Here is a 15,978-nt window from a genome sequence, read left to right as displayed (position 1 = left end):
AATTTTTGATTGTGGCTATAACTTGCGGTGTATATTAACAAGAGGCCCAGCCCGCATGAAGCGAAACAAAAACCCCCATCCTGCGAAGGATGGGGGTTTGAAAAACGATGCCTGCACGAGGCGCTATACCTTAGTGTTTGAAGTGTCGCACACCGGTCATCACCATGGCCATGTTGTGGGCATCACAGTAGTCGATTGAATCCTGATCTTTGATGGAGCCACCTGGCTGCACGACCGCCTTTATACCTGCCTGGTCAGCGATTTCAACGCAGTCCGGGAAAGGGAAGAAAGCATCAGAAGCCATCACCGTGTTGCTGATGTCGAATCCAAAGCCCTTTGCCTTCTCGATAGCCTGACGCAGGGCGTCTACACGAGAAGTCTGGCCTACGCCGCTGGAAATCATCATTTTGTCAGTGGCCAGCACGATGGTGTTGGACTTGGTGTGCTTGCAAACTTTGGCTGCGAACACCAGTGCTTTTTCCTCTTCAGCCGAAGGGGCACGCTTGGTGGCTGTTTTGAAATCAGCTTCTGTCTCTGTCTTCAGGTCCTTGTCCTGCTCAATCACGCCGTTGAGCAGCGTTTTGAACTGCTTAGCTGGTAACTCCACTGGTTTTTGCTTAAGCAAAATGCGGTTTTTCTTCGTGCGCAGCAGTTCCAGTGCATCCCCGTCAAAATCGGGAGCAATCAGAACTTCGAAGAACAGTTTGTTGAGTTCCTCAGCAGCGCCCATGTCGATGGTGCGGTTGGCGATGATCACGCCACCGAATGCAGACACTGGATCGGTTGACAATGCAGACAAGTAAGCTTCTTTGATGTTCTCACCAGTAGCGCAACCGCAGGCGTTGGTGTGCTTCAAAATAGCCACGGCCGGCTCTTCGAATTCGGCGCCCAATGCTACGGCCGCATCCACGTCCACGAGGTTGTTGTAGGAAAGCTGCTTGCCGTTGAGCTGCTCAAACAGATCCTCTAGCTTGCCATAGAAAGTGCCCTGCTGGTGCGGGTTCTCGCCGTAACGCAGCGGAGTCGCCTCACGCACGCTCTGCTTGAACACGTTGATGTCCTGCTCTTTGCTCAGGTAGTTGAAAATGTGCGTGTCGTAGTTAGAAGAGATATCAAAGGCTTTGGCTGCAAAGCGCTTACGGTCTGCCAACTCCGTGGCACCGTCTTTGGCTTTCAGCAAGTCCACCACTTCGTCGTACTGCTCGCGCGACGACACGATGAGCACATCCTGGAAGTTTTTGGCTGCTGCTCTGATCAGTGAAATGCCGCCAATGTCAATCTTCTCGATCACATCCGCTTCTGACGCGCCCGATGCCACAGTCTCCTCGAATGGGTATAGGTCTACCACCACCAGGTCGATCGGCGGGATCTCGTACTGCTCACGCTCGGCCAGGTCGCTCTCGTTGGCACGGCGGTGCAGGATGCCACCAAACACTTTCGGGTGCAGGGTCTTTACACGACCACCGAAAATAGACGGGTAGGCAGTCAGGTCTTCTACGGCTACAACGTCAGCGCCCTGCTCTTCCAGGAAAGCCTGCGTGCCGCCGGTGGAGTAGATGGTCACGTTGTGCTGCTTCAGGAGCTCTACCAGTGGCTCCAAGCGGTCTTTGTAGTAAACCGAAATAAGTGCGGATTTGATTTTGACAGATTGCATAGGTATGGGCTATATAATGTGCTGATTTTTTAACGTGCTGATGTGTTGTTGCTGCGTGTGTTATGCCTTTTCAAGGAGCAACTTCTCGACCACTTCTGGCAAATACTTGTGCTCGAGTTGTAATACCCGGGCAGCCAGATCCTCAGGCGTGTCATCGGGATGCACGGGGCAACGCTCCTGCAGCACAAACTCCCCCTTGTCGTATTCCTCATTCACGCGGTGGATGGTGATGCCTGACTCTTTATCGCCGGCCGATACCACGGCTGTGTGTACGTTGAGGCCGTGCATGCCTTTGCCGCCGTACTTGGGCAGCAGGGCAGGGTGGATGTTGATGATGCGGTCCGGGAAAGCCTGCAGGAAATTCTGGGGCACGAGCCACAGGAAACCGGCCAGCACGATCAGGTCAGGCTCGAAGGCCTGTACCTGCTCCAATACTTTGCCGGAGTTATAAAACTCGTCGCGGGAAAATAAAAAAGCCGGGACGTGGAAGGTCTCGGCTCGTTTTAGGGCATGCGCTTTCGGATTGTTGGCAAACAGGGCGGCCACACGGATACTTGGATGATGCTCGAAGTACTCCATCAGGCGCTGTGCGTTGCTGCCCGACCCCGACGCGAAAATGACTATATTCTTTTTATCTGCTGGTGTCAAAGGTATAGCTAAGGATTGAATCCGCAAATATAGTTGATATTTTTAGGTATAGATAAGGAAACGCTCATTTTACAAGGTTATTTCCTCCCGATCTTATCCTGATTTTCGGCCATGGAGGTATAGAGGTGCGGCTTTTCAGGTTTCAGGACAAACCTCAAGAGGAAGTGCACTATCGTCACCAGCAAAACAATTGCGGTGTATTCATTGAACAGGTTCTCGGCTTGGCTTCCGATTGTCTGGAAATAGTACTTGTAAGTCACCGTAATACATACAGCTGACAGAATGAGGAACAGTGGTAAGTATTTGATAAGCTCTCGGCGAGTTATGACAGAAAGCTTCCACCGGATATAATTTAGCTCCCTTAGGACGATTCTGCCCATTAGCGGGAACAGGAAAATTAAGGGCAAAGCGAAAAGGCGTGTTTCTCTTACATACGTAGTCAGGATCACGATCACGGTATTAATCAGGAGCGTAAAAACAAATGCCTTGACGTATTTTTTCTCTATTGGGCTAAGCGATTTTCTGGAAGCATAACTGTATAATAGATAGGTCTGCAGGCCACTAGCTAAGAAAAAAGAGGCCACAGACTCAATCGCAAATTTCAGATCCCGGAAGTTGCCGTAAAAGTGTTTCAACCGTTCCTGAAAATCCTGCTTGGAAGCTGCCCCGATTTCATTTAGTGTGATAAAGAAGTATAGGTAGATCACATAAACAACAGCTGGTATCAGTAATATTGCTACCTTTTTGAAAAAGGCTACAGATAGGGCCGGAGTATGAACGGTTAAGAGCGCGAGGCCGGGCAACAGAATCAAGGTGCTTTCTCTGGCAATGATAGCCAGGCTAAACATAAGGATGTAAAGAGTCCACTTGTTACGTAAAGCGGCCATTAATCCTAAGTAAATCAGTAAATATTGAAGGGGCTCATCATAGCTGTATATCGGAGGGAAAAAGGCAAATAATGTGCTGAAACTGAGATAATACAGGGCCACACTCAGGAGGGCTTCCGAAGTACAGCTACCTATTAGAATAGCGCAATAATAAATAGCCAGTCCGCAGAGGAAAAGCAGGAAGAAGTTGATCAGTGTAAATGATTCACCTATACTTAAGGTAGTATTATGGCTTAATTGTTCGGTTAAATAAGTTGTAAGGGGCCGCTTGGCAAATGCAGGGTGTTCTTTGTGATAGGTAATTACCCTCGTCAGGTATTCATCAGAAATAAAAGGTTTCTCAATACCCGCACCTGCCGCCTTCAGGTTGATCATGCTATTAGACGAAGGCATGACGTGTATGAAAAAACTCAGTAACACACAGATTAAGCTCACCATTGATGCTAAAAAGAAATCTTTCATCTGGTTTGTGTTACACTGGAGAATACATTTTACCTATACCCATAGTTAGGCAGTAGAAGGCGGTTGTTTACAGGTTGCACGCAAAAGTATTGACTTGGGGGCTATAGTCCTAACTATTGTAAGCGACATAAAGCGTAAGACCATTACTTCTAGTCCTTAATAACTAAACTATATTACGCTGCTAAAGCCTCTATTAATATACAAGAAAAGGAGCCTTTATCTTTTGAAGGCGCGAGTATAGAGGTCGACCCACTCCTGCGGTGTCATCTTTGAGGCCAGCTCTCCGATCAGCGCCAACGGCACATGCTCTGGCTTCTTAAAACGAATGCAGCTTTTGCCCATGTCGAGTTTGGTTTTGCTATGCTTAGGGTATTCTTCTTTAAACCAGTTCAGCAAGTCTTCATTGGCGTAAATGCCCATGTGGTAGACGGCAATGTGATTCTTCTGTGAAGCAATGCCCATGAAGGGCAGTGGCTGCTTCGGGTCGCAGTGGTAACCGGATGGATATAAGGTATGGGGCACTACATAACCCATCATGCCATAACTCATCTCTTCTTCAAAACCAAGGGGTAGGCCTTTGCGAATGACTTCTCTCAAGTCATGCATAATTTGCTGGCGCTCTTCGGGTAGCTCAGTCAGGTATAGCTCGGGTGTTGTGGCGGTTGATTGCATCTTGGTTGTCTTAGTCAGGGAGGTGGTTACCTACTGTTGTCTGTGCCTGTGGTGCCAGCGTATGTTTCGTGTCAATATCTCGGGCATTTGCCAGCACTGACGAGATAATGGATGGCGGTATTCTTCATTAGCTGACTTTATAGGGAGGGGCTATAACTTATTCTTCCTCAGCCCAGGCAATCATTTTGGTGATGGTGTTAAAGTTTCGTGTAGTGGCAGCTACTCCCAATTTCCGCTCCAGGAAATTATTGCTGAGCTTGCTGTTGCTGAAGGCCTGGGGTATGTACATATAGCCTGCCATACCGTCGATATAGAGTTTCTCTGGAGGAAAATCCTGAGACAGTAGTTCCTGCACCTTGTCCTCAGGCGGCAATTCCTGAAAGGACACATAGAATACCCGTGCTACCAGGTGCTCATCTCCCTGAAAGGGGTTGTTGTCAATCATTTGCCTGAGTTCGTCGCCGGTCCTTGCCACGATGGCCAACTCCGCGCCGATGTGCTCTTTTATCAATTGATGTACCCGCAACTCCAATTCTTTGGTTGATAAACCGCTTCGGAGCACAACATTGCCGCTCTGAATCCAGGTGCGTACCTGTTGAAAGCCGGCATCACTCAGCACCTGCCGCAGCTGTGCCATCGGCACCCTGTTTTTCCCAGTGGGCATCACACCTCGTAGCAGAACAACATATGTCTTCATGATGGAAGGGTAAGATATGTATTGGACTTGTACATAGGTTGAAAATTAGCGCAGTTGATTATGCGTGGGTATAAGGTGTAGTCAAAGGCAGAACGGCGAGTCTTGGCTCGGCTGTAGTCACTATTTTACCTGGATTTGCTTCTCCTCAAAGAAAGTGCGTAGCTCTTCGGCAACCGGAGCTATCCTGCTAATACGCCTTTTCCTGCCACTGCTTAGTTTCAGGTCCAGGAACTTGTTGCCGTTTCTCGTTTTGAAAGCTACCTGCTGCACTTCAGCTAAATCTATTTCTGCTTTTGTTGTTCTAAACAAGGATAGAATAAAGAGCACAAAATGGGCAGTTCCAATCAATAATCCGGTCCAGAGCAGGAACTCATCCCGTGTTTTGAAGTAACGGAGCACAGATATGATTCCGTAGAACGTCCAGAGGGCTGACGAAACCATACTGATAATGTGCTCCCGTTTGGCATTGTCCTGAATAAGGATTTTGTCTTCAAGCAATTGCACGGTGCCTTTTCCCAAGGGTAGAGATTTTTCCATCGCAGTGTATAAGCTGATGAAGCAGCTGTATTTTTAAATATAGCAAATATTTTACAAACCAGCTGAGCGCTGCCAAGTGCATCACTTATTTCCTGAGCTTCGCCTTTAGCGACCAGGTAAACCGAAACACCGCTACTTTGTCGCCAGCCTCGTCTATACCTGTGCTAGTAGCTACCACTGTCACGCCTTCCCCGGTAAGTTTGGTCTGGTCTGCAGCAGCTTTAATAGTGGGGCCGTCTTCGCAGCTAAACGTAATTTTTCCTACTGCCTTTTTCGTGAAATCCGCCTCCATGTGCACCACCAGCATCGACACAGCCGGGTCTGACTTATAAGTCTGGGCCATGCACAGCAAACCTGTCGAAAGCTCGGCCGCCATGCTCAGGCTGGCGAAATAGATTGAGTTGAACGGATTTTTGTTGAGGTACTTATAGGGTATAGTCACCGTAGCCCGCTCTTCTGAAATAGAGTCAACCCGCAGGCCGGCCATATAGGCCATCGGCAGCTTCGACAGCATAAAGAGCCGGAGCTTAGTTGGAGATGCGGCAAGCTGCCGAAACTGGTCAGCAGAAGTCAAAGTAGTTGCGGGCATAACAAGGAGTTGTTTACAGGTTTTGCTTACGAATCGAAAACTATCAGGTATTGCAATTGCCTATACGTGTGCCAAATGGTTTGCTGGCCGCAGTACGCATCTATCGCAAACGCCCTGTGCGCAAAACCGGAACTCCTTAACCTGGTAGCCCTCCGGCAGGCGCAGTGTCGGCACGTACACCTCGTTCAAGCAATAGGTATGTCCGCAGGCAGTGCAGCTGAAGTGAATGTGATCATGCTGGTGCCGGTGTTTATTGCAGGCCTGCTGGCAAAGTGCATAACGGGTAATACCGTCTGTGCTAGGGATGCTGTGCAGCAGACCATGCTCCTCGAAGGCGTGCAGGGTCCGGTACAGCGTTACACGGTCAAACTGCGGGCTAAGGTGCTGCTCAATGGCGGCATGGGCCAGGGCATGGCGGTGTTCAAAAAACAAACGAAGCACCTCAATACGGCACTTCGTCTTCCGAAGCCCATAGGCTTCGAGTAACTGTTGAAGTTTGTTCATAAGGTTAAGGTAGGTTTGGGTACGGACATCCGATGCGCGAGCACACGGACTATGTAAATAACAAAATGCGCAGGTAAAATGCAAGCCCTAAACTGCTGGTTGTCCCGGTGCTGCAACCCTCACCTTTTCCACCAATGGCTATGCGGTGCTGGGGTCCGGCAATTGTGCGCAGGTACAGGTATTAGTTTCGGATGCTCCCGCTCGAACGGTTATAGTGATAGACGTTTAAAGTGATGCTTGCTATCGCCTCACGTTAGGTATAGCGTAGTGTCTGTATTTTCAAAAGAGCTAAAAGAAAATGAAATAGCGAATGGCAGCCTTATCGAACGTCAGCGTTCAGGAAGTATGAATTAAAAGGGAATGGGTTATTCGGTATACCTGGTTAATGTGGTTTTTAATTGATCAAGAGCATCGACAAGATGCCTGTCAGCATGATGAACTTGCCCAGGTTGCTCAGGAAGGTGAAGTCACGTTTGCGGTCGGCCCACACCAATTTTACTGTCATCCAGATGCTTGGAATCATCACTAGCAGTAGCATGTAAATATCAAAACCTATACCTGTTACAGGGTGAAAAATGACCACCAGCAGGAAAGCCTGGAAGAGCGCGATAATCGGGTATAGCACAAACTTGGCACGCCGTATACCCAGTACGATTGGAAGTGTACGGCAGTCAAAAGAAGCATCGCCCCGCACATCCTCCATGTCTTTTACGATCTCCCGGATAAGCGAAATCAGGAAAGCAAAAACTGCATAACTAATGGTGATTTTGTTGAGCTTGCCTGCGTATACGGCTACAACCAGTAGCATGGATGCTGACAAAAGTGCAATAACCAGGTTGCCCACTAGAGGCAGTTTCTTTAACCTGGCGGAATAGCCCCACAGCAGTAAAACAGCGCCTACATTAATAAGGCCCACCGGTAACGAAAGCATAAAGCCGAGTACCATTCCTGTAAGTGAAAGCACCATGTGTGTAAACATGGCCGGCCTGCGGCGTATGCTTTTGCCAACCACCACCCGGTCAGGTTTGTTGATGGCGTCAATCTTGACATCGTAATAGTCGTTGATGATGTAACCTGCTGCGGCGATGCACATCGTAGATAGCGTCAATATGAGAAAACCAGGCAGGGCTATTCCTGAAAAATTTACGCCGGTACTCAGCAAACTAGCCTGCACCAGCGCCTGGCTCAGTAGTATGAGCAGGAGGTTGGGGAAGCGTATAAGCGATAAAAATTCTTTCAAGACTGGATAACAGGTATAGCCCTTGTAAAGTTAAGGTCAGGATGTGGCACCTCAAACAAAGGGCATAAAAAAACCCCTTGCTGGAAGGGGTTTTTTTGTCGGTGTAGAGCTGTTAGAGACGCTGTACGTTTACCGCATTGATTCCTTTTTTGCCTTCCTGCGTGTCGAAAGCCACTCTGTCGTGCTGCTGAATTTGCAAGCCGTTCAGGCCAGTTACATGCACGAAGAAATCTTCATTCGTTTCGTCTTCGGTGATGAACCCGAATCCTTTTGATTCAATAAAGAACTTTACTTTTCCTGTCTTCATAAAAATGAAAATAAATAATTTTGAATAAACTGACTGTAAGATTAAAAAATAATTATATATATGCAAATATTTATGTAAAAGAAATTTGCTATTTGATTTGAGAAAAGTATAATGCGCTTACCAGGTGTCCTGCACCTTCATGATTTTTTCAATCAGTTCACGCACAGCACCCTTGCCTCCGTCTTTCGTTGAAATAAAGGTGCAGATTTCGCGTATATCATCGGCTGCATCAGCAGGGCAGGCACGAAGGCCGCAGCGTTGCATGGCTTCCATATCTGGCATGTCATCACCCATGTAGGCAACTGTAGCGGGGTGGACTCCCTGCATATACAGGTAATTTTCAAGCTCTTCCACTTTGTCTTCTGCACCCAGGAAGATATGCTCAATTTCAAGCTCCTCCAACCGCACGCGTACCCCGGGCTCGTTTTTAGCAGAGATAATGGCTACGTTGTATCCCTGGCGTATAGCATGTTTGATGGCAAAACCGTCTTTGATGTTAAAAGCGCGTACTTTCTCGCCATCAGCAAAAACGTAGAGGGAACCATCCGTCAATACGCCGTCCACATCGAAAACAAAGGTGTTGATGTGTGTAAGGTCAGGTTGTGTGATAGACATAAGTTAAAAGAAAAAGGTCCTCTCTGTTGAAAGGACCTTTAAAAATATATATTTAATTTAATATAACGAATTTTTCAGGCTGAATATCAGCTTAGTCTTGGTTATCGCGCCACTCGTATACCCAGGCCGCCTGAATTTGCTCCAGATGCCCCTCGTTGGACTCTTCACGCTTTCCGGCAAAGTTCGGCAGCGTCAGTATCCACTCTAGCAGCTCTGTAAAGCGAACGCGGTAAATTTTTGACTCATTAAAGTCATCGCCGAATTTCTCATACAGGGCCATGGCAATGTCCTCATAGTCATTCCAGTGAATTGGCGGTTCATAATTCTTATCCATGTCTATTCTAATTTCTATGTTGACTTAAATTTATTCACTTCCTCTTAGTGCCCCAGGAAGTCCTGCGACGGGATAGTGACCACAATGTCTTCGTTGCCCTGTACAACGCACTGGCAGCCTAGACGGGAGTTAATGCGCGGGTCGATGGCACGGTCAATGTAGTCTTCCTCTTTGTCGGAGATCTCGGGCAGGTCGTTCATTCCGGACTCTATGTATACATGGCAGGTACTACAGCCGCACACGCCTCCGCAGTTGTGCTGCAGCTTGATGTCGTTGTTAAGCGCCACGTCCAGCACCGATTCGCCCTCCACAGCTGGGAGGACCTGATCCGGTGAGCCGTCAGCGAATTTGAAAGTTATATTTACAATTTTCATGAGTCTTGCTATTTACGGTGCAAAGTTATGAAACATGCCCCCCGTTTCAAAGCCGGGCGCTTTATACCTTTGCCGAATATAACAATAGGGAGATGAACAGGTTACGTGCGGAAAGCTTACTGCTTTGGAGAATGGTCCTTTATACTCTGCGTGAGTAGTTGGTATACCTGCTGGTAAAGCGGCTGGTCTTGCAGCAGTCTCAGGTGCTCCTCTATTACATTCTGGTCGTGGCGTACCGCAGGACCAGTTTGTACCTGAAAGGGGTGGCTTTGCATTGCCTTAGCAATCGTTTCCTGAATAAGCGGTTGCAGCAGCGTGTCGGGCAATGCTGCCTCTTGGAGGAGTTGACGGCTTATACCTAGCAGGTGGTTCGTGAAGTTACAGGCAAATACAGCAGCCAGGTGCAGTTGCTTTCTTTTATGAGAGTCTACCTGATGCACTTCCTTGGAGATTGTGGAAGCTACTTCCTGTAAAGCCTGCAAGGTCTGTTCATCTTCAGCCTCTAACAGGATTGGTATAGTGCTAAAGTCTACAGGTTTAAATTTTGAGAAAGTCTGTAGGGGATAAAATACGCCGGGCCGGGCACCCGCTATACCTTGCAGCACTGCCAGTGGCTGTGAGCCGGAAGTATGCACGATCATAGCACCATTTGGAACTTGTACCGTTGCTGCTACTGAGGCAATGGCTGCATCCGGTACGGCAATCACAAACAGTTCGGCACCAGTAGCTCGCAGATCTAGTGAGTCAACCGCCTTTGCAGGGGGCAGGACCTCTGCCAACTCTTCTCGATGTGCCGCGGTTAGGCTATATACCGCTACTATCTCATGCCCAGCTCGCTGCAAGGCTTTGCCTAAGTGCCAGGCTATGTTGCCAGAGCCTATAAGGGTGGTTTTCATGAGGTGGACCTGTGTTGGGCGATGACTTGTTCGTATAAGTCCATAAGCTGAGGTATAACAGCCTTTTTAGAAAACCTATTTAAAAAGTCTTGTCTTATTGCTTTGCTGTCATACTGCTTATAGCAATTCATCATCTTAATCATAGCATTTGCGAGCTCCTGTGGATTATTTTTATCTACTAATAAGCCATTTGTCTCGTTAACTATTGTTTCTGGCCCACCACACCGAGTAGCAATAATAGGTTTTCCACACGCAAGCGCTTCAATGTAAACGATCCCGAAAGATTCATAATAACTTGGTAATACAAAAGAATCACACTTCTGATATTCTTGAACAGCTTTTAATCTACTGAGATCTCCTAGCCAATCTACACTATGAGAGACATTTAGTTTGTTCGCTAATTTTAACAGCTCTTTTGTCTCCGGACCTGTTCCAGCTAAACGGAGTTTAAGCTTAACCCCAGTCAAGGTTATAGCTTTAATTGCAATAAGTAGGTCTTCTATTCCTTTTCCATTAACTAGACGCGCAAAAGAGAAAAATGTAAAACTTTTATTATTGTAGTTGAGTTGCTCTGCAGGTTTGAAAAAATCTTCATCAATAAAATCTGGTATGACCGAAGTATTAGGAATCTCCTGTTTTTCCATCATGTTTTTTTGGAATGGACTTACAGAAATATTTATAGCTGAAGCCAAATAAGGCAGTTTATGAAAATAAGTTAAAGTCCCATCTTTGTTGGTAGTGTAAGAGCTTGGGAAAGGCCCCATACGTTCTGTGATACAGAAAGGTAAATTAAATCGCTTAGAAATTTCAAGTGCAATGTTTCCGGCAGGATGACCTACTTGTGCATGGATAAGGTCAATAGGGCCAAAGTCTTTTTCAAAGGATTTTATATTTTCAAGGTTGGCACTTACTATTTGTTTAAAATTGCCTTCAAGCAGCTTTCTAGTCCAAGTAAAGGCAGGAGTATGGTATTCTTTTAGATTAATTGTTTTAGTTACAGTAAATACTTTATGTTTCTTAATTAACTTGTGTATATTTTTAATATGATCCCTAAAATGTAAAAGCAAACTATTATCCATTTGTCCCCAAAGGCTTATCCCTATGTTAACATGGGGGTTCATTTTGGCAATAGCTTCATACTGTTCAGATATCATTATACCTGTAAATGGAAAGTCTTTACTAGGGTACCATGATGGAATAACGAATACGTTCATACGTAAAAGACCTCACTCAATAATTCTGGAAAGATACGTTAACAATAAAATAAGGCAGGCCTTTACAAGCCTGCCTTACAAATCTAATACAATTAAGCAATCTACGCCACCTGCGCTTTCCGCTCCTCCTTCAGCTTTGGAGCTTTGCCCTCACCAGTACCCCCTTCTTTATTACGACGCATAATTGCCATTACAAAGCCGATAGACATAATGATAGTGCCTATCCAAAGGATATTAACGAATGGCTTCTCCATTGCTTTCAGGATGATGTAGTCCTTTTGTGTCACATTCACGCCAATTTTGAAGCGATGATTTTCCGTGTCAATATTCAGGAACGTGATGCGAATACCGAGGTCTTCGATTACTTCCGGTACACGGCCCATCATCTGATCCTTGATCATCAGCACGGGGTGGGCGTGGTAGTTCTTGCGCTCGCCCATGATTTTCATGGCCGCCTGAACCGCCACGTCGCCTTCAGCTAACTTTACGCCCGGCACTTGCTCTATTTGCTCAATGCCGTTGAAAATGGCGATGTAGTCGTTGATCACGATGGTGTCGCCGGCGGAGAGTTCATACTCCTGCAGTTCGCCCCAATCCTTTTCCTCGTTCGGATCCGGAACAGTGGACACGTGAGTATACAAGTCCTTGTCTGCGAAGTGCTTGATGTCAGGAGAGGCGAGGAGGCCCATGTTCGGGTTTACCTGCGCTCTTGGATATAGCACGAAGTTTTCCTTGTCGCTTGCGTAGCTCACTTCATAGTACGTGTTCTCCGGAGAAACCAGATCCAGCGTGTCGCCTGTCTGGAAGTATACCTTGTCTTTTACCTGGATATTACCACGGGCAATGGCCTTGTACATATCATCAGTTTGGTACAAGAGCTCCTTGTTCACGTAACCAGGCACGCCTTCCACTTCCTGAAACTGACCGTGGTAACTTACCTTGAAGCGGTCCATCTGCACAGGCGTGTTGCGCCACAGGAGCACGTTGTCACGGTTAATCTCGTCAGGGAACTCACGAGAGTAGAGCAGGCCTGAGTTGTTTTGTGAGATGATGTTGGAGTAACCCGAAGAGAACAGGATACCAATCAGCATCAGCGCTATACCGATGTGTGCAACGGCACCTCCCGACAGCGTGATCTTTTTCTGCAGCAGGCCAAGTATAATGCTGAAATTGGCGAATACCGCGAAGAGTGATACCACAAACAACAGGATGTATACCGGGTTGTCGAGTTTGAAAGTGAAAACATCAAACTTGTTAGACAGGATAATCACTAAGCTGGCAAACAACAGCGTGAGCATCAGCGGCATGGTGATGGCGTCTTTGAAGCTCTTCTTATTTGCTTTTTTCCACCACAGCAACTGGCCAACACCTGTCAGGATGGCGATGGCTACACCCGCCCACAACTGGAACTTGGTGTAGTGTTCAATCTGGTCGGCTGGCAGGGCTGCGTTCGACTCTATCCCGATGAAGCCAAGGAAGGAATTGTATACAGGTATAGAGGTCGTTACAAGCACTTGGAAGGCGGCCAGGCAAAGCACGGCTGCACCAATAAATACCCAGAACTCGGCACTGTAAGTGGATAACTCCTTCTCTGTTGTCGGGATTTTCTTCCAGTTATACACCAGCAGTCCGATGGCGAGCACGGTGAATACCATCATGTAGGTGAACAACTGCCCTGACAGACCTAAGTCTGTGAAGGAGTGCACGGAGGCGTTGCCCAGAATACCGCTTCGCGTCAGGAAGGTCGCGTATAAAATCAGAATGAAAGAGGTGATTACCAGGATGAAGGAAGCGCGCAGGCCTTGCTTACTGCGGCGGTAGGCAATCATGGTATGGATGCCACCCACCAGCACGAGCCACGGAATGTAGACCGCGTTCTCCACCGGGTCCCAGTTCCAGTAACCACCGAAGTTCAGGGTTTCATAAGCCCAATAAGCACCCATCATGATACCGATACCCAGCGACACTGCCGCGAAATGTGACCATGGCATTGCAGGACGAATCCACTCACTGAATTTGCCTTTCCAAAGACCGGCAATGGCGAACGCAAACGGAACAAGCGAAGCGGCATAGCCCAGGAACAAGGTTGGCGGGTGAATTACCATCCAATAGTTCTGCAATAGCGGGTTGAGGCCCGTGCCGTCAGCTGGCCTAAAGTTCGGGTCCATGGCAAACACCGGGGCGTCGGCCATGAAGTCGCGCATCAGGATAAAAGGAGAGGAACCCAGCTTGAAGTCGCCGATCACCACACCCAGAATCATGGACGAGATAAAGATCTGTACGAAAGAGAAGATGGCCATCACGGGCGCTTCCCACTGTTTGTTCTTCTTGCCAGCGTTCATCAGCACCACGCCCAAGGCTACGTGCCAGAACATCCAAAGCAGGAAAGAGCCTTCCTGACCTTCCCAGAAACAGGAGATCATGTAGTGCACCGGCAGGTGGTTAGACGAGTGGCTCCAGGCGTAATAGTACTCGTAGCGGTGTTCGTAAATGATGTTGAAAAGGCTGAAGATAATGGCCACGACCGCTATACTGTGCACATAAAAGGCAATGCGTGCCAGTTTGCGCCAGCTGGTATCGCCGCTCTCTTCGGTTTTCTGGCGCGCGGCCATAAAATAAGCATAGGAGGCTACAATGGCCGCTACAAAAGCCACAATCACACTCGCGTGGCCAAAGTCTCCGATTAGCGTATTAATCATCTTATATAGTTAAGAGTTGAGAGTTATGGGTTAAGAGTTGAAGAAGTATAAAAAGGCTTTTAACTCTTCACTTTTAACTTTTAACTAAATTTATATACCTGCGGTGTTGGTTTGCATTTCGTTCTCCGTGTACTTAGACGGGCACTTGAGGAGTATCTTGTCAGCCACGAACACATCATTCTGCATATTGCCAGTAATTACAACCTGCTCTGAGCGCTCAAAGTCCTGTGGTTTAGGATTGAAGTAGACTACGCGCTGTTCGAAGCGGTTGGTGTCCACCAGCGTAAAAGCGAAGTAGTTCGGGTCCTTCATGGGTTCATACTGCATGCCCACAATGTGGCCCTGGTTATCCTTCTTGAGGCGGCCTACCACATGTACTTTTGTGGAGTTACCGTCTTTGGCCAGCTCAATGGCATCGCCAAATGAAACGTAAGTACTAGCGTCGCCAGCCGTGGTCATGATGATGCCGATGGCCATGGCGATAACGATAATGCCGATGATGTGCGATTTTTTCATCTTTATCTGAGGTATAGATTCTCCTTTTTCTGATAGCCTAACACACGATAGAAAGTTTTAAATCCATCGCAGATAGGGATATTTGTCATTTTTTGACAAAAAAGCGTTAGCGGTTCACGTACTCGTCTTTCAGCTGTTTTTCCAGTCGGCCCACCTTGCGGTCGAGGGCAATCAAGTAAAACAACACTCCTATCAGCACGGTCAGCAGTACGACTACTACCACATAAATTTTGCCGTCCTGCCGCAGGGCGTCTGCCATTTCTATATTTTGCTGCGGAGCCGACGAAAACTCTACCATCTGGTCCTGGGCCATGGCTGGCTCAAAGGCAAGCAGCATGCCCAGCATCAAGCAGCAAATGGCCAGTATTCTAAACATTTTCATATATGCGTTGTCTCAGTAATTCCAATCTTGATTTCACGTTTATAATCCAGACACCCAGCAGCGTCCAGCCCAGTACAGCCGGGTAAAAAACCAGTCGCAGGCTACTGTCGAGGTCGTAAGCGTTAAAGCCGGGGTTGCCGCCGTTGCCCGGGTGAAGCGAATCCGTGAGGCGGGGCAGGATGAACAGCAATGGGATAAGGGCCGCAAAAGCGAAGATATTGTACACGGCACTGATACGGGCACGTTGCTGCTGCTCGGCAAAAGAACTGCGCAGCACGAGGTAGGCGAAGTAAATCAGCAGGCCGATGGCCGCGCCATTCTGCTTCGGGTCGTTGCTCCAGTACTCACCCCACGTAAATTTAGCCCACTCCATACCTGTCACGATGCCTAACACGCCAAAAAGAATTCCCACCTTGGCGGCTTCGTGCGCGATAATGTCGTTTTTGATGCTTGGCTTGCGGAGGTATTTGATAGAGTATACCACTGATACCAGCAGTATCAGGATCATGCCAAACCACATGGGAACGTGAAAGTACAGGTTGCGGATCGTCTCGTTGAGGATGGCCAGTCGGGGAACATCCGACAGCATACCCACCGCCACGGTAAACACCAGCAGCAGCACAGTCAGTATTTTCCACCAGTTCTTCTTCATGTTCCTTCTTCTCTTATTTTGATGGGGCCAGTCTCAGCCGTTTCCCATTCTTCTTTTATTTCTAACAGTTCCGCAGATCAAATTGTCGCAAATCTGTAC

At 47.7% G+C, this 15,978-nt stretch carries 19 protein-coding genes; all 19 read right to left on the bottom strand.

Annotated features, from left to right (window positions below; genetic code table 11):
• Positions 1-130: 130 nt before the first annotated feature.
• Complete coding sequence (gene purH / locus C8E01_RS02045) at positions 131-1,654, bottom strand: bifunctional phosphoribosylaminoimidazolecarboxamide formyltransferase/IMP cyclohydrolase (RefSeq protein WP_116541680.1); 1,524 nt, start codon at positions 1,652-1,654, stop codon at positions 131-133.
• Positions 1,655-1,714: 60 nt separating this feature from the next.
• Positions 1,715-2,302: a phosphoribosylglycinamide formyltransferase gene (purN, locus tag C8E01_RS02040; protein WP_116541679.1), complete on the bottom strand. Its 588-nt coding sequence runs from the start codon at positions 2,300-2,302 to the stop codon at positions 1,715-1,717.
• A gap of 77 nt (positions 2,303-2,379) precedes the next feature.
• A complete protein-coding gene (locus C8E01_RS02035) occupies positions 2,380-3,564 on the bottom strand; it encodes a hypothetical protein (RefSeq protein ID WP_116541678.1) in 1,185 nt (394 codons plus the stop codon).
• Between the two features lie 303 nt (positions 3,565-3,867).
• Positions 3,868-4,323 carry a DUF1801 domain-containing protein gene (locus C8E01_RS02030; RefSeq protein ID WP_116541677.1) on the bottom strand — a complete coding sequence of 152 codons (456 nt, stop codon included), beginning with the start codon at positions 4,321-4,323 and terminating at the stop codon, positions 3,868-3,870.
• Between the two features lie 157 nt (positions 4,324-4,480).
• Positions 4,481-5,020, bottom strand: a complete 540-nt coding sequence (locus C8E01_RS02025) for a DUF1697 domain-containing protein (RefSeq protein ID WP_116541676.1) — start codon at positions 5,018-5,020, stop codon at positions 4,481-4,483.
• A gap of 120 nt (positions 5,021-5,140) precedes the next feature.
• A complete protein-coding gene (locus tag C8E01_RS02020) occupies positions 5,141-5,557 on the bottom strand; it encodes a hypothetical protein (protein WP_116541675.1) in 417 nt (138 codons plus the stop codon).
• 85 nt (positions 5,558-5,642) lie between these two features.
• Positions 5,643-6,146: a PaaI family thioesterase gene (locus C8E01_RS02015; protein WP_243409379.1), complete on the bottom strand. Its 504-nt coding sequence runs from the start codon at positions 6,144-6,146 to the stop codon at positions 5,643-5,645.
• Positions 6,147-6,206: 60 nt separating this feature from the next.
• Positions 6,207-6,650: a Fur family transcriptional regulator gene (locus C8E01_RS02010; RefSeq protein WP_116541673.1), complete on the bottom strand. Its 444-nt coding sequence runs from the start codon at positions 6,648-6,650 to the stop codon at positions 6,207-6,209.
• 394 nt (positions 6,651-7,044) lie between these two features.
• Positions 7,045-7,890, bottom strand: a complete 846-nt coding sequence (locus C8E01_RS02005) for a geranylgeranylglycerol-phosphate geranylgeranyltransferase (protein ID WP_116541672.1) — start codon at positions 7,888-7,890, stop codon at positions 7,045-7,047.
• Between the two features lie 112 nt (positions 7,891-8,002).
• Complete coding sequence (locus tag C8E01_RS02000; protein ID WP_076669063.1) at positions 8,003-8,197, bottom strand: cold-shock protein; 195 nt, start codon at positions 8,195-8,197, stop codon at positions 8,003-8,005.
• A 117-nt stretch (positions 8,198-8,314) separates the two neighbouring features.
• Positions 8,315-8,812 carry a KdsC family phosphatase gene (locus C8E01_RS01995; RefSeq protein WP_116541671.1) on the bottom strand — a complete coding sequence of 166 codons (498 nt, stop codon included), beginning with the start codon at positions 8,810-8,812 and terminating at the stop codon, positions 8,315-8,317.
• A 91-nt stretch (positions 8,813-8,903) separates the two neighbouring features.
• Positions 8,904-9,146, bottom strand: a complete 243-nt coding sequence (gene iscX, locus C8E01_RS01990) for a Fe-S cluster assembly protein IscX (protein ID WP_116541670.1) — start codon at positions 9,144-9,146, stop codon at positions 8,904-8,906.
• A 44-nt stretch (positions 9,147-9,190) separates the two neighbouring features.
• Positions 9,191-9,520, bottom strand: a complete 330-nt coding sequence (locus tag C8E01_RS01985; RefSeq protein ID WP_116541669.1) for a 2Fe-2S iron-sulfur cluster-binding protein — start codon at positions 9,518-9,520, stop codon at positions 9,191-9,193.
• 116 nt (positions 9,521-9,636) lie between these two features.
• Positions 9,637-10,416 carry a Rossmann-like and DUF2520 domain-containing protein gene (locus C8E01_RS01980; protein ID WP_116541668.1) on the bottom strand — a complete coding sequence of 260 codons (780 nt, stop codon included), beginning with the start codon at positions 10,414-10,416 and terminating at the stop codon, positions 9,637-9,639.
• Positions 10,413-11,630, bottom strand: coding sequence for a glycosyltransferase family 4 protein (locus C8E01_RS01975; protein ID WP_116541667.1), 1,218 nt, complete (start codon positions 11,628-11,630; stop codon positions 10,413-10,415). Before C8E01_RS01975 ends, C8E01_RS01980 begins: the two co-directional genes overlap by 4 nt.
• 101 nt (positions 11,631-11,731) lie before the next feature.
• Positions 11,732-14,329: a cytochrome c biogenesis protein CcsA gene (gene ccsA / locus C8E01_RS01970; RefSeq protein ID WP_116541666.1), complete on the bottom strand. Its 2,598-nt coding sequence runs from the start codon at positions 14,327-14,329 to the stop codon at positions 11,732-11,734.
• A 90-nt stretch (positions 14,330-14,419) separates the two neighbouring features.
• Positions 14,420-14,845: a cytochrome c maturation protein CcmE domain-containing protein gene (locus C8E01_RS01965; protein WP_116541665.1), complete on the bottom strand. Its 426-nt coding sequence runs from the start codon at positions 14,843-14,845 to the stop codon at positions 14,420-14,422.
• A 106-nt stretch (positions 14,846-14,951) separates the two neighbouring features.
• Entirely contained in the window at positions 14,952-15,221 is a 270-nt protein-coding gene (locus tag C8E01_RS01960; RefSeq protein WP_116541664.1) for a CcmD family protein, read from the bottom strand.
• Positions 15,214-15,879 carry a cytochrome c biogenesis protein gene (locus tag C8E01_RS01955; protein WP_116541663.1) on the bottom strand — a complete coding sequence of 222 codons (666 nt, stop codon included), beginning with the start codon at positions 15,877-15,879 and terminating at the stop codon, positions 15,214-15,216. The genes C8E01_RS01960 and C8E01_RS01955 overlap by 8 nt, the downstream gene beginning before the upstream one ends.
• Positions 15,880-15,978: the final 99 nt, after the last annotated feature.

The sequence above is a fragment of the Pontibacter virosus genome, assembly GCF_003096355.1.
In the GTDB taxonomy this organism is placed as follows: Bacteria; Bacteroidota; Bacteroidia; order Cytophagales; family Hymenobacteraceae; genus Pontibacter; species Pontibacter virosus.
This window is presented reverse-complemented; position numbering and strand designations above follow the sequence as displayed.

Bases quoted from the DNA above. Each gene is read 5' to 3' on its own strand.
- purH (WP_116541680.1), bottom strand. From the start codon at position 1,654: ATGCAATCTGTCAAAATCAAATCCGCACTTATTTCGGTTTACTACAAA.
- C8E01_RS02035 (WP_116541678.1), bottom strand. From the start codon at position 3,564: ATGATCAACCTGAAGGCGGCAGGTGCGGGTATTGAGAAACCTTTTATT.
- C8E01_RS02030 (WP_116541677.1), bottom strand. From the start codon at position 4,323: ATGCAATCAACCGCCACAACACCCGAGCTATACCTGACTGAGCTACCC.
- C8E01_RS02025 (WP_116541676.1), bottom strand. From the start codon at position 5,020: ATGAAGACATATGTTGTTCTGCTACGAGGTGTGATGCCCACTGGGAAA.
- C8E01_RS02020 (WP_116541675.1), bottom strand. From the start codon at position 5,557: ATGGAAAAATCTCTACCCTTGGGAAAAGGCACCGTGCAATTGCTTGAA.
- C8E01_RS02015 (WP_243409379.1), bottom strand. From the start codon at position 6,146: ATGCCCGCAACTACTTTGACTTCTGCTGACCAGTTTCGGCAGCTTGCC.
- C8E01_RS02010 (WP_116541673.1), bottom strand. From the start codon at position 6,650: ATGAACAAACTTCAACAGTTACTCGAAGCCTATGGGCTTCGGAAGACG.
- C8E01_RS02000 (WP_076669063.1), bottom strand. From the start codon at position 8,197: ATGAAGACAGGAAAAGTAAAGTTCTTTATTGAATCAAAAGGATTCGGG.
- C8E01_RS01995 (WP_116541671.1), bottom strand. From the start codon at position 8,812: ATGTCTATCACACAACCTGACCTTACACACATCAACACCTTTGTTTTC.
- iscX (WP_116541670.1), bottom strand. From the start codon at position 9,146: ATGGATAAGAATTATGAACCGCCAATTCACTGGAATGACTATGAGGAC.
- C8E01_RS01985 (WP_116541669.1), bottom strand. From the start codon at position 9,520: ATGAAAATTGTAAATATAACTTTCAAATTCGCTGACGGCTCACCGGAT.
- C8E01_RS01980 (WP_116541668.1), bottom strand. From the start codon at position 10,416: ATGAAAACCACCCTTATAGGCTCTGGCAACATAGCCTGGCACTTAGGC.
- C8E01_RS01975 (WP_116541667.1), bottom strand. From the start codon at position 11,630: ATGAACGTATTCGTTATTCCATCATGGTACCCTAGTAAAGACTTTCCA.
- ccsA (WP_116541666.1), bottom strand. From the start codon at position 14,329: ATGATTAATACGCTAATCGGAGACTTTGGCCACGCGAGTGTGATTGTG.
- C8E01_RS01965 (WP_116541665.1), bottom strand. From the start codon at position 14,845: ATGAAAAAATCGCACATCATCGGCATTATCGTTATCGCCATGGCCATC.
- C8E01_RS01960 (WP_116541664.1), bottom strand. From the start codon at position 15,221: ATGTTTAGAATACTGGCCATTTGCTGCTTGATGCTGGGCATGCTGCTT.
- C8E01_RS01955 (WP_116541663.1), bottom strand. From the start codon at position 15,879: ATGAAGAAGAACTGGTGGAAAATACTGACTGTGCTGCTGCTGGTGTTT.